This window comes from Maribacter sp. UBA3344 (assembly GCF_002362375.1).
Lineage (GTDB): Bacteria > Bacteroidota > Bacteroidia > Flavobacteriales > Flavobacteriaceae > Maribacter > Maribacter dokdonensis.
In genome coordinates this window covers 225,927-239,255 of sequence record NZ_DERI01000021.1, presented here as the reverse complement: position 1 = coordinate 239,255, position 13,329 = coordinate 225,927, and the positions used below count along the sequence as shown (strand labels likewise).

Sequence of the window (13,329 nt, the reverse complement as noted above, 5' to 3'; positions counted from 1 at the left end):
CCAAATTGCAGTGAACAACGGGTTTTCGGGAACGGAATCGGAATGGCTTACCAGTCTCGAAGGTACAGACGGAAACGACGGAGCTACAGGTGCAACCGGAGCAGCAGGTGCTGCAGGCGAAGACGGACTTAGCACTTACCAAATTGCAGTGAACAACGGGTTCTCGGGAACGGAACCGGAATGGCTTACCAGTCTCGAAGGTGCAGATGGTGCTGACGGAAATGATGGTGCTACAGGGGCTGCAGGCGCTGACGGACTTAGCGCTTACCAAGTCGCGGTGAACAACGGATTCTCCGGAACGGAATCGGAATGGCTTACTAGCATTGAAGGTGCAGATGGTAATGACGGAAACGACGGAGCTACAGGCGCTGACGGACTTAGCGCTTACCAGATTGCAGTGAACAATGGATACTCCGGAACAGAATCGGAATGGCTTACTAGTCTTGAAGGAACTGATGGCGCATCAGCAATTGTTCAGAATTTAGACAATGCAGATGCCATTACAACCTTAAGCACCTCTGCGTTAATATCATATCTGCAAATAGAAATACTAACCCAGTCAACTACTTTTAGCACTTCAAGCCTTCTTAACGCAGACACAGTTGAATTGAGTATAGTGGCACATACCTTTAATCCCGTATTAAGTAATATCCCAGGAGCAAAATATGTAGGGGAAATCCAATGGGAAATTTTAGAGACATTGGGAATATTTAAAAACAGATTCGCTATTTATGTAAATGGTACACGAGTTACTCCAGTATTGAACCTTTGGCCAAAAGTTCTAAACATTACCTCTGCCCCAACGAGTAGATTTTTTGAATATACAAGTAATGGCAACGATGTTATTGAATTAAGAATGTCTAGAAGTTTAGCTTCAACTGGTATATCTCAAGTTTTAAATGCAGAGTTAAAATTGAAAAGATCACTTTAAAGTTCATTCTTCTAACATCCCATTTTATGAAATATAAAAATTTTACATACCCATTTATATTGCTATTCTTAGTAACTGCCATGCAATTACAAGGACAAAAAATGAGAAACCATGGAGATTTTGAAGTTCATACTAATGGGCAAGTGGGATTTTTTGGACCAATAATAAATGACGGCTTTTTTTTTAGTAATAGTGGATTAGTTGGACTGTACGGAGAAAGTTCTTATCATATTTCAGGAAACGTAGAACCAAAACTCTATGATTTAGAAATAGCAAATGCTTCAAGCATATTATTAAATGTACCTGTTACAATCAGCAATAATGTAAATTTTATTTTAGGAGATTTAGAAACCACAAAAACAGATAGCATCAACTATTTGGAATTCAGCCAAATGTCTTTTTCAACCGGATCATCTGATTTTTCTAAAATGAATGGTTTTGTTAAAGCTAATGTTCAAGAACACTTTATATTTCCTACAGGAGACAATATCTTTTTAAGACCCATCTCTGTTGAAAGTACGCTATTGAATCTTAAATATATGGCCTGCTATATATTTGAAGATTCTACAAAGAACCATCCGTTTTATAGTAATGAAGAAATAGCACAGATCAACACTAACGAATTTTGGATACTAAAAGGAGCTCACCAAGTTTCAATAACAATTGATTGGAATGAACGTAGCAGCATAGAAAGAATTACCGATGATATCAATGACATTGAAATAGTTGGTTATCATATTTCTACATCTCAATGGAAAAGCTTAGGAGGCAGAGGGAATACAGGCGACTTGAACAGTGGATTTTTAAGCTCAGAACCTTTTATACCCAATGATTACGCCGCAATTACTTTTGGAATTTTTAACCAAAATGAAAACGAACAACCAGAAATTCCACTAAACAGTTATCATTATATGCTTAGTCCGAATGGTGATGGTATAAACGACAAGTTTATTATTGAAGAACTAGCGGATTATGAAAATAACGTACTCCATATTTACGATAGAAATGGATTACTTGTTTTTGAAGCACAAAATTATACCGATGAATTTGATGGAAATACCGGAAAAACAATATCTGCTTTAGATAGAGATGCAGGTTTAGCCCAAGGTATTTATTACTATATAGCAGCTGTAAATGGAGGAGAATTTTCAATACAAGGCTATTTATATATCGACCGATAATCTGAAGCATAGTACTATTAAAGTCAGTCATCCAACATATACAACGCAAACTTAATTTTCCAATAAGGCACTTTTTCTTCAAAGTATTCAAAATAATCTTTCAACCCTGTAGCATCGGTTAATTCTGATTTGGCTTTTTCTATTTGTGCCATTTCTTTAGCGTCAACAAACTGATCTAAATCTAGCTCCTCACCTTCGGCATGTTTTTTCATTAAATGTCCGTAAATGGTGTTTTCAGATAGGTTTCTTTGCGTGGCTATCTCAGAAACCGATAATCCGTCAGAAAACAATTCAAAAGTTTGATCGTGAGTTTTCTTTTTAGATTTTTTAGTGCCTACATGCTTTTTAATTTCCTGCAAAAACACATCTGCATACTTCTCCAATTTCGCCTGCCCTACTCCGGACACCTCCATAAATTCCGTTTCGTTCTTAGGTAACTTGGCTTCCATATCTTTTAAACTGGCGTCACCAAAAACTACATAAGCAGGAACATTCTGTTCTGTTGCGATCTGTTGCCTAAGCAATCGTAGTTTTTCGAATAAATCGGTTTTCTTCACTCTTGATTTGGATGGTGCCTTTTTCTTTTCCACGGCTTTTTGTAAAACGGCCAATTGTATTTTTTTACCGGAAAACAAAACTTCGTTTGCCAAAGGTGTTAACCCGATCCTAGCCCCTTCCCTAAAGTTGATTTCCAAAATACCTTGGTTCAACATTTGAATTACATACTGCTGTAAATCTAACCATGCAACATCTGTTACGGCACCATAGGTTTTTATATGCTGATATCCCTTCTCTAATACCTGTGCGTTTTTTGCCCCTCTTAAAACATCAATCACCATACCCATAGGCTCACGCTCCTTTAGTCTGGCAACTCCGGAACATACTTTTTGAGCCAATACCGTAGCATCAAAATAAGCAGGCGGTGCGGTACATACATCACAATTACCACAACCTTGGGTAACTTGTTCTCCAAAATAGTTCAACAATGCAATCCTACGGCAACTTAAGGCTTCGGCAAACTGTTGCATGCGCTCTAATTTAGCATATTCAACATCTGCATTTTCACTTTGGGTTATAAACCTTCGTAATTGCGCTACATCTGCAAAACTATAGAACAACAAGGCATGTGCTGGCAGTCCGTCCCTACCACCACGACCAATCTCTTGATAATACCCTTCTATATTTTTAGGTAAATTATAATGTATGACCCAACGCACATTACTTTTGTCTATACCCATACCAAATGCAATTGTGGCTGCAATGATCGGTACTTTGTCCGTAATAAATTCTTCTTGCACCAATGATCGCTCATCTGAAGACATACCTGCATGGTAAGCTTTGGCCTTAAAACCCGCATTGCGCAATTTCTCTGCAATAGCCTCGGTACTTTTACGGCTAAGGCAATAGATAATACCGCTTTCAAAAGGACGCTCCTCTAAAAATTCTAATATATGCTTTATTCTATCTTGGGCAGGTTTTACATCCAGATACAGGTTAGGTCTATTAAAAGAAGCTAAATGGCGATTGGCATTCGGAATACTTAATTGATCAACAATGTCATCTTGTGTAGTCTTATCGGCAGTTGCGGTAAGAGCCATAAAAGGAATATTAGAAAACCTTCTTTTCAATCCGCCGAGCTGAGTATAAGCCGGTCTAAAATCATGTCCCCATGAAGAGATACAATGTGCCTCATCAACTGCGAAAAGACTTATTTTTAAGTTCCCGAGAATGTTATTAAAGAAGCCTAAACTTTCAGGAGCAACGTAAAATAGTTTCAACTCTCCTCTCTCTAACTTTCCAAGAATTTCTTGTTGTGTTTCTACAGACTGAGAGCTGTTGTAGTACTCTGCAGCTATACCGTTAGCTTTAAGCACATCCACCTGATCTTTCATTAACGCTATAAGTGGTGAAATCACAATTGCGGTACCTTCAAGTGCCAGAGCCGTTAATTGATAGCAAAGGGATTTACCACCACCTGTTGGCATTATCGCCAATACATCTTTTTGTTGCAATGCATCTTCAATAATTGATAGCTGATTCGGTTTAAAGGAATCATAACCAAAATATTTCTTTAATAAGGGAAGTAACTCTTGCTCTTGTGTTATCATGTTTTGCAAAAATAAGAAGTTTGAATACCAAAAAGGTCTTCGACTGTACTAAGACTTGCATTCATCTACATTTATAAAGCCGATTTAATGGTGCCAACTGAACTTTACACATAATTAACTCCTAATATCCAGTTATGTGTCAACCCGTTTTTAGCACAGTCCAAAGACCTGATAGTAATTATTACTTTCCTAACATCAACAGCTCATTACATCTAACTTCGGTAATATATCTTTTATCACCTTCTTTGGTTTCATAAGAGCGATGGGTTAACTTTCCCTCTATAGCAACCTGTTTGCCTTTTATCAAATAATTCTCTACGATTTCAGCAGTCTTACCCCACGCTACAATATTATGCCATTGGGTATCGTCTACTTTTTCTCCGTTTGCATTTTTGTAACTGTCTGTGGTAGCAATGGAAAATTTTGCCAATTTGTTGCCTCCTTCCAAGTTTACAATTTCTGGGTCTTGCCCTAAATGTCCAATCAACTGTACTTTGTTCTTTAATGCGTTCATCTTACTAAAATTTAATGGTTTAACAGTTCATACTATCAAGCTACTATAGCCCAACACCGCAAACCTAGAACAGCATTAAAATTTTATTCGGTATGTAAACGCTTACTATCGTTTGTTGTCGTTTACATTCGTTTATAAACGTTTTTATTATTGATTTACAGTAATTTACAAAACACAGAAGAGTTATATTATTTTCTACGATATAACCACCAATTCATATCTCTAGTTAAAGTATATCCTAATTTTTCATACAGAGGTATTGCAGAGTTACCCTTATTGGTGTGAAGAATGGGCTTCTTATTCTCTTTTAGAATCTCCTTTGTTGTATGTGCAATTAGTTGTTTTGCAAGTCCTCGTCTCGTAAAATCCGGATGGGTGACAACGGCACTAACCTCAATAAAAAGATCTGTTTGCATTCGTTGACCTGTTATTGAAACCAATTTACCTTCCTTAAAAATACCGTAGTAATTACCCATTTCAAAAGTTCTTCTTCTGTAATATCCGGGCATTACCAACCAAACCAAATCATATATTTCATTGATATGTTCATCTCCCAATAAAACAATTTCCTCAGTGATAAAAACATCTGACAACTCATTCAGAACCATTTGACAACCATCTATTTTCTTTTCCAAAGAAACATTGGCACTATCAACTTTTGGAGTTTTATTTTCTGATACAAAGAAAAAACTATCGGTAGTTTTAAGGTATTGGTTTGAAGCGGCAGTGGTTCTATCTTCATCAAAAAATGCACCAAATGTGCACACTTCTTGATCATAAAATAATACTTCCTTATACTTAACCGCAAATTTTTTGTGAGTTTCATTTAAGGAATACCACACCGGATTTTTAAGTTGCTGTTCTAACGCTGTCATTATATAAATATAAACAGTACAATTTAAATCTTAGCTAACTATAAAATTACGACTAGTAAAGATTTTTGTTAAATAACTATCATTAACATGCTTTTTAATGCTAAAACATGAATATTGTTTAATTAAATTAGCTTTTTTATCTATTTTAAACATAGAAATAAGTAAACCGACCATTTTGAAAACCTATATTCTACATGTTCTGGAATAGTATAGGCTAGAAGTTACAATGAAAACTTCTTTTTGTATCACCTAATACACCTATTACACTTATGAACGTTATTGATTATCAATATTTTGAAACCTTTATTTTTACGGCAATATTTGGTGTTTTTGCAATCTATCACATATTACTTTACATAATTCTAAGGTATAAGGCATTACTTTACTACTGTGTTATATTAATAGGCTTAACCGCTCATTTTACGCTCTATTTATTGCTGTTCGATGCAGATAAGAGCTTTTCTCTACTAGTTCAAAATACATCGTTGATCACGGCTATGGTTACCACCTTTGGGTTTTTAATCTTTACAAGGAATTATCTTACCATAAACCAGTATAAGACACCAAGGTTAAACAAAACCTATAAATTTCTAATTGTAACAACAATTGCCTTAACCATTATTCATATTCTTAACATCATTATCGCTGGCTACAATACCTTTAGCAAACTTCTAGAATTATTAGCCGCTTTTACCGCATTGGCAACCATGATATTAAATATCATCTCAGGAGTTAAATTATTTCATGCAGAAAAATTCAATAAATACTACCTCTATTCCTACACACCTTACCTTTTAGCCTCGATCTTATACGTAATTACCTGGTTGTTAAGTTATTTTTTCAATATCAAAACTGACTATATATTATTAATCACCTCAATTTTAATAACCTTACAGATCATACTTTTCTCCATATTAATGGGTTTCAAATTCAAATCTATTCAAGATGAAAATAAGAGAATACAGGTAGAGGCCAATAATAGATTAGAATATGAAGTTGATGTGCAAACCAAACAATTACAATTAGCCAAAAAGGAACTTGAAATTCAAAATAAAGAACTTGAAACAGTAAATAAATTAAAAAACAAACTATTCTCCTTGCTTACACATGATGTAAGAGGACCACTGAACAATGTTAGTACCTTAATTGAATTGATAGAAGATAAATTATCAGATAGTCCATTAAAGGAAATTACATCCAAATTAAAAAGTGATGTCAATGACAGGGTATCAATGATCAACACTTTGTTAGACTGGTCTTACAAACAACTAGAAGGTGTTAGGGTACATAAAGAACAATGTGATTTAAATGCAATTTTCATTACTATCATAAAGGAATTTGAACGGGCTGCACTTGATAAAAATATAACTATAGAACAAGAAGTTTTATGTCCCGTTATTTACATAGACCAGAATATGTTAAAGGTTATGCTGCGTAACCTTTTATCAAATGCTATAAAGTTCAGTGAACACGGTCAAAAAATTATGTTCTCTTCAAAATGTAACTCCGATACAATTGACATCATCGTTGAAGATTTTGGAACAGGTATGCAAGTAGATTGGTTCAATTCAAAAAACGAACATTGTCCCCAAACCAAAAAAGGCACCAAAGGTGAAGTCGGTACCGGTTTTGGGCTTTTGATTACAAAAGATTTTGCAGAAATGAATGGTGGAAAAATAATATGCGAAAGCGAAATCAACAAAGGCACTAAGTTCACCCTAAGTTTTGAGAACATTTTACCAGATTAAGATACCTTACAAAGCATTGATGTATAGGCTCACCCTACAATCCAAAGTAACATAAACCTTCTCAAAAGCTATTGTGGCTTAAAAGAGTACTGTTTTACAAACCAGTTCCAATTATCTTCTTAAAAGAATCATTTTTTTCCTAACTTAAAAATTCTAAAATCAACAACTTACAAATGGAAGAAAACAAATCAAATGACCAATGCGTCACCACTATTATTGTAGCCAACAACGGTCCTTTAAAAGTTAAAGGAAACCTAGAAATACAATTGGCCTCAGGTGAAATTGTAACTAAAGAAGGTACCACAGGTTTTTGTCGTTGTGGCGCATCTGAAAACAAACCGTTTTGCGATGGTGCCCATAGAAAAATAGAATTTATAGGATAATCAAAACAAATCTGCCTAGCCATGGAATTAGCCATACATAATTGGATGCGTGCCGAGACTTTAGAACACACACTCAATAGGATCAACAAATTAGATTACACGCATATAGAAATACAAGGAACCCCAGAGAATTACGATATAAAAAAAGCTCAGTTACTTTTAGACCTCTACGGAATTAAATGTTGGGGATCTGTAACACTTATGTTAGAACAACGTAATTTACTTGCTAAAGATCCCGCGCAAAGAAAAATGTCTATACAATACGTAAAGGATGTTGCCAAAATGGTATATGAATTGGGCGGTAAAGTCATTTCTTTAGTGCCGGCAACCGTAGGCAAAATTGTCCCCGATGCCAGACCTGAAGAAGAATGGGAATGGGCGGTAGAAGGCATTAAAGAAATTTATAAATATACCGAAGACCACGGTTTACAAATAGGCATTGAGCCCATTAACCGTTTTGAGACCTATTTTATCAACAGGGGCGAACAGGCATTGGCACTTGCAGAAGCTGTTGGTCCTAATTGTGGAGTTTGCCTAGATACATTTCATATGAATTTAGAGGAGGTCAATATGTTTGACACCATTAAAAAAGTAGGCAAGCGTTTGGTAAATTTTCACGTTGCCGATAATAATAGAATGGCACCGGGCATGGGGCACCTCAACTGGACTAAAATCATAAATACGTTAAAAGAGATTGAATATGACAAGGTGCTATCAGTAGAATTTTGTTCCCCGTTAGATAGAACACCTGCCAATCCGTATCCTAATTCCATAGAAACAAATCCTGAGGGACTCACTGCAGAACAAAAGAAATTCTTAGAAGATCACGGTAGTTCAGCCGTTACCGATGAGTTTTACACCATGCTGACCAAAAAATCCATAGACACCCTAAAAGAGCTTATTAAATGAAAATCACCAATATAGAAGCGTTTTGGTTACGCTGTCCAATACCAAAAGAAAAGCAACATTTTTCAGATTATGGTCTATTGACAAATTTTGATATGACCTTGGTAGTGGTAACTACCGATACTGGGTTACAAGGTTTTGGCGAAGCAAAGGCAGCTGTAGGTTCTTCCGGGTCTTGTGCCTCTATAGTCAGCTGCATAGAAAACGAACTAAAACCACAATTAATAGGTAAGGATGCCCGAAATATTTCCCGTATTTGGGAACACGTATACAACGGCACACGAGATCATTATTCCCTATCAAGAGGTCGTAAATTTCCCATTTTAGGAAGAAGGGGATTGACCATTTCTGCCATGAGCGGAATAGACACCGCACTGTGGGACATTAAAGGAAAGGCTTTAAAAGCTCCTGTGGTAGAATTGTTGGGTGGTAGCTGTCGCGATAAAATGCCAGCATACGCCAGTGGTGGTTGGGCAAAAGCCGATGCTATTGGCGAACAACTGTTGGGGTATACCCAAAAAGGGTTTAGCGGTGTAAAAATGCGTGTTGGTATAATGGATCAAACCGTTGCCGAAAGTGTAAAAAGAGTTCAAGCAGCACGTGAAGCCTTGCCCGATCACATAAAGTTAATGACCGATGCCCATGGTACTTTTAGCGTACCCGAAGCCAAGCAGTTTACAAAGGGTGTAGAAGACTGCAACTTATATTGGTTTGAAGAACCTATTAGTCCAGATAATAAAATAGGTACCGCGGAAGTTCGCGCAAATACCTTTATACCCATTGCCGCTGGTGAAAGTGAGTACACCGCTTTTGATGTTCGCGATTTAATAGCCGAACGTGCGTTAGATGTGTTACAACCAGATTGCGCCATAATTGGCGGTATTACAGAAGCCATGCGGGTTTCACAATTGGCACATACCTATCAATTGGAATTGGCACCGCATTGTTGGGGATCAGCATTTTCATTTATGGCGGGACTTTCGGTGGCATTCGCTTCCCCTTCTGCCAATGTAATAGAGTTTTCGTTGGGCGGTAACCCTATGATGTATGATTTGGTAGAGGAACAAATTACGGTGGATAATGAAGGTATGCTCAATGCACCCAACAAACCCGGACTCGGTTTAACCCCTAATTGGGATTTTGTAAAAGACTTTAAACAATAAACTATGGCAAAGGCAGTACATATTAATCACGTTGCACTAGTGGTAAGCAATTTAGAAGAAGCTTGTAAATTTTACGAGGAAGAACTCGGTTTGGAAGCCATACCCGCATTCTTATTTGATTATCCCACCGCATTTTTTAAATTCAACGAGGAGCAACAATTACATTTAACCGAGTGGGAAGATGCCTATTCGTTTAGAGGTCACATCTGTGTTCAGGTAGATGACATCAATACCTTATTCTTTAGAATGAAAGAGCTCGGTGCCATTGATATAAAACCGTGGGGCAATGTACGTCAACTACCGGACGGTGCCATACAAATGTTTGTTCGTGACCCATCGGGGAATTTGGTAGAGCTCTCTTCCGTTCCCGGTGATTATATAGACCCAAAGATTTTTGAAGACGAGTTGTTCAAAGAAGGAATTTATGTATCGGGCAGAAATGATTTCCGTGGATACAAATCCAAAGACGCCACGCTTTACCATAAATCAGATGAATAGAAAAAATATTCTTTTACTAGAAACGGTTGCCGAAGATGCCATGAATATGTTGGAAAATGCTTCGGACATGAATATTTTGACAGGGTTTGATGAAACATCACTGAACCATCAAATAGAAAACAACGTGATTGATGCCATCATTACACGAGGAAAGGGTCAGGTACGTGATTCGTTCATGGAACAGTTGCCCAATTTAAAAGTAATATCCCGTTGTGGTGTTGGTTTGGACAACATTGATGTATCAAGTGCCACCAAACGAGGAATCAAAGTAGTGAACGCCCCAAATTCCAATGCCGACACCATTGCAGAACACACTATTGCCTTGCTATTAATGCTTCAGCGGAATTTGTACAATGCCGTTACCATGGTCAAAGAAAATAGATGGGGAGACCGGGGAACGTATGTTGGCGATGAAACCCATGGCAAAACTTTGGGGATTATCGGTATGGGAAATATTGGAAAAAAAGTAGCACATATCGCCAAGGCCTTAGGCATGAATGTTATTTATTGGAGCTCAAAAAAAGAAGATGTACCCTTCTCATTTGTAGAATTTCAACACCTTTTAACCACTTCAGACGCAATTAGCTTACACCTGCCTTTGACCTCTAAAACAGAAAAACTAATTGATTCCGCTGCCTTTTCATTAATGAAAACCAATGCGTTGTTGATCAATACCGCCAGAGGAGGAATCATAGATCAAAAGGAGTTGTTCACTGCCCTGCAAGGCAATAGCATAGCAGGTTTCGCTGCCGATGTTCTGGCAGAAGAACCACCAGTGGAAAATGATCCATTACTTCAATTAAAAAATGTATTGATTACCGCACATTTAGGCAGCTTAACCAAAACCACGTATACTAAAATGTGTACCATGACGGTTCAAAATACCTTGGCAATTTTACGTAGTGAAGCTCCAATGAAAAATTGTGTTTTCAATAAAAAAGAACTGGACAACAACTAAAGCATGATTTTATGAGAAACAGTGAGCCTATAATTGTCACTCAGCTTTTTAACACTTCAATTGAGCAGGTATGGGAAGCATTGACACATGTGGAATACATGCGAAAATGGTACTTTACTGTTATTCCGGACTTTAAGCCAGAAGTTGGTTTCACCACCAGTTTTCTCATTACCAACGAAGGAAGAAATTTTACCCACAACTGGGAAGTGATAGCAGTAACACCGCCATCAAAAATAAGTTATCGTTGGACGTTTGATGAATACCCCGGAGAAAGCATCAGTACTTTTGAGTTGTCCAAAAATGAACTAAGCACCCTTCTTACCCTTACCGGTGAAGTTATTACAAATTTCCCGACCGATATTCCTGAATTTAAAAAAGAAAGTGGCAAAGCGGGTTGGGAGTATTTAATTCAGGAAAGTCTTGTCCAATTTTTAAAATCCCATAAATTTTAACAGCGGGCTATCGCCCTTAAATGAGTACCTTAGTTCAAAGAACTAAACTAACTTGAACATGAAAAAAGTACTACTCATTGGGGCATATTTTCTATGCTCCACATTTGCAATTTCACAAACGGTAGAAGATATGGTCAATGCCATAGAGAAAGAAGGCATTGAAAACTCCCAACTAGAACAATTGGCTTACGAATTAATGGACCTCAACGGTCCAAGATTAGTGGGTACGCCAGAAATGAAAAGTGCTCATGATTGGGCGGTAAACACCTACAAGAAATGGGGGATTTCTGCAGAAAACCAGCAATGGGGAACCTGGAAAGGATGGCAAAGAGGCATTACCCATGTAGATATGGTTTCACCTAGAGTAGCATCATTACATGCAACACAATTGGCATGGAACCCAGGCACTAGCTCTAAAGGTGTTACGGCTTCATTAATTACACTGCCAAGTTTTACAGATTCATTGTCCTTTGTAAAATGGCTACCTAACGTAAAAGGAAAAATAGTAATGGTGAGCATGTTGCAACCTACGGGCAGACCAGATGAAAACTGGGAAGAATACGCGACAAAAACATCTTTTGAAAAAATGAAAAGCGAGCGCGATTCATTGGAGAAAATCTGGAGACAGAATATTAATAATACGGGATATACCAGTAGAAACATCAATGCAGCATTTGAAAAAGCCGGTGCTGTAGGTATTGCTCAATCAAGATGGTCCGAGGGTTTTGGAGCCAATAAGATTTTTAGTGCAGGTACTGAAAAAATTCCTACTGTTGATATTTCATTAGAAGATTACGGAATGCTGTACAGGATGGTAGAGCATGGTACGGATACCAAAATTAAAATAGTGGCAGAGTCAAAAGACTTGGGCGTTGTACCAACTTTTAATACCATAGCCACCATACCCGGCACCGAGTTCCCTGATGAATATGTGATTCTTTCTGCTCATTTTGATTCATGGGACGGCGGTACAGGAGCAACCGATAATGGTACAGGTACCATTACCATGTTAGAAGCAGCACGTATTCTGAAAAAAGTATATCCAAACCCAAAAAGGACTATTCTTGTAGGGCATTGGGGAAGTGAAGAACAAGGTTTAAATGGTTCTAGCTCATTTGTTGAGGATCACCCAGAAATTGTTGCCGGTGTACAAGCATTATTCAACCAAGATAATGGTACGGGCCGTGTGGTTCGTCTATCCGGGCAAGGATTTCTTCATGCATATGATTATTTAGGGCGATGGTTAGAAGCCGTACCGGAAACCTACAAAAACGAAATAGAAACTACATTCCCTGGTTCGCCCGGTCGTGGTGGATCAGATTATGCATCTTTCGTAGCGGCAGGTGCCCCTGCGTTTTCACTAAGCTCGTTGAGTTGGGATTATTGGAACTATACTTGGCACACCAATTTGGACACCTACGATAAAATTGTTTTTGACGATGTACGGAACAACGCCATATTAACTGCTATTCTTACCTATATGGCATGCGAAGACCCAGAAAAAACATCTCGTGAAAAAGCTGTTTTGGGCATTAACCCAAGATCAGGCAAAAAAGGAGAATGGCCAACACCAAGAACGCCACAACGTAAAGGCGGACAAGATTAACGGTAC

General features: G+C 37.6%; 12 protein-coding genes and 1 pseudogene. 10 read left to right on the top strand and 3 right to left on the bottom strand.

Annotated features, from left to right (window positions below):
- Both B2Z27_RS14245 and B2Z27_RS14240 read left to right on the top strand, forming a co-directional pair.
- Nucleotides 1-931, top strand: a pseudogene (locus B2Z27_RS14245) (hypothetical protein); the annotation flags it as partial.
- A 26-nt stretch (nt 932-957) separates the two neighbouring features.
- On the top strand, nt 958-2,112 hold the full coding sequence (locus tag B2Z27_RS14240; protein ID WP_286814140.1) for a gliding motility-associated C-terminal domain-containing protein: 1,155 nt from the start codon (nt 958-960) through the stop codon (nt 2,110-2,112).
- A 23-nt stretch (nt 2,113-2,135) separates the two neighbouring features.
- Here the strand turns inward: B2Z27_RS14240 and recQ are convergent, their stop codons facing one another.
- From recQ to B2Z27_RS14225, 3 genes are all read right to left on the bottom strand, one after another.
- On the bottom strand, nt 2,136-4,220 hold the full coding sequence (recQ, locus tag B2Z27_RS14235; protein WP_286814142.1) for a DNA helicase RecQ: 2,085 nt from the start codon (nt 4,218-4,220) through the stop codon (nt 2,136-2,138).
- A gap of 181 nt (nt 4,221-4,401) precedes the next feature.
- Nucleotides 4,402-4,734, bottom strand: coding sequence for a single-stranded DNA-binding protein (locus tag B2Z27_RS14230; protein WP_058104152.1), 333 nt, complete (start codon nt 4,732-4,734; stop codon nt 4,402-4,404).
- Nucleotides 4,735-4,922: 188 nt separating this feature from the next.
- Nucleotides 4,923-5,609 carry a GNAT family N-acetyltransferase gene (locus B2Z27_RS14225; RefSeq protein ID WP_286814139.1) on the bottom strand — a complete coding sequence of 229 codons (687 nt, stop codon included), beginning with the start codon at nt 5,607-5,609 and terminating at the stop codon, nt 4,923-4,925.
- A gap of 269 nt (nt 5,610-5,878) precedes the next feature.
- Between B2Z27_RS14225 and B2Z27_RS14220 the strand changes: the two genes are divergently transcribed.
- From B2Z27_RS14220 to B2Z27_RS14185, 8 genes are all read left to right on the top strand, one after another.
- Nucleotides 5,879-7,357 (top strand): sensor histidine kinase, encoded by a 1,479-nt coding sequence (locus tag B2Z27_RS14220; RefSeq protein WP_286814138.1) that lies wholly within the window; start codon nt 5,879-5,881, stop codon nt 7,355-7,357.
- A gap of 173 nt (nt 7,358-7,530) precedes the next feature.
- On the top strand, nt 7,531-7,740 hold the full coding sequence (locus tag B2Z27_RS14215; RefSeq protein ID WP_058104158.1) for a CDGSH iron-sulfur domain-containing protein: 210 nt from the start codon (nt 7,531-7,533) through the stop codon (nt 7,738-7,740).
- A 21-nt stretch (nt 7,741-7,761) separates the two neighbouring features.
- A complete protein-coding gene (locus B2Z27_RS14210; protein WP_286814137.1) occupies nt 7,762-8,649 on the top strand; it encodes a sugar phosphate isomerase/epimerase family protein in 888 nt (295 codons plus the stop codon).
- The gene (locus tag B2Z27_RS14205) at nt 8,646-9,809 is read left to right on the top strand and encodes a mandelate racemase/muconate lactonizing enzyme family protein (protein ID WP_091607428.1); all 1,164 of its coding nucleotides are present in this window, start codon (nt 8,646-8,648) and stop codon (nt 9,807-9,809) included. Before B2Z27_RS14210 ends, B2Z27_RS14205 begins: the two co-directional genes overlap by 4 nt.
- A 3-nt stretch (nt 9,810-9,812) precedes the next feature.
- A complete protein-coding gene (locus B2Z27_RS14200) occupies nt 9,813-10,307 on the top strand; it encodes a VOC family protein (protein WP_099190165.1) in 495 nt (164 codons plus the stop codon).
- Nucleotides 10,300-11,265, top strand: coding sequence for a 2-hydroxyacid dehydrogenase (locus B2Z27_RS14195; protein WP_286814136.1), 966 nt, complete (start codon nt 10,300-10,302; stop codon nt 11,263-11,265). The genes B2Z27_RS14200 and B2Z27_RS14195 overlap by 8 nt, the downstream gene beginning before the upstream one ends.
- 11 nt (nt 11,266-11,276) lie before the next feature.
- Entirely contained in the window at nt 11,277-11,717 is a 441-nt protein-coding gene (locus B2Z27_RS14190; RefSeq protein WP_286814135.1) for an SRPBCC family protein, read from the top strand.
- 58 nt (nt 11,718-11,775) lie between these two features.
- The gene (locus B2Z27_RS14185; RefSeq protein WP_286814134.1) at nt 11,776-13,323 is read left to right on the top strand and encodes a M20/M25/M40 family metallo-hydrolase; all 1,548 of its coding nucleotides are present in this window, start codon (nt 11,776-11,778) and stop codon (nt 13,321-13,323) included.
- The last annotated feature ends 6 nt before the right edge of the window (nt 13,324-13,329 follow it).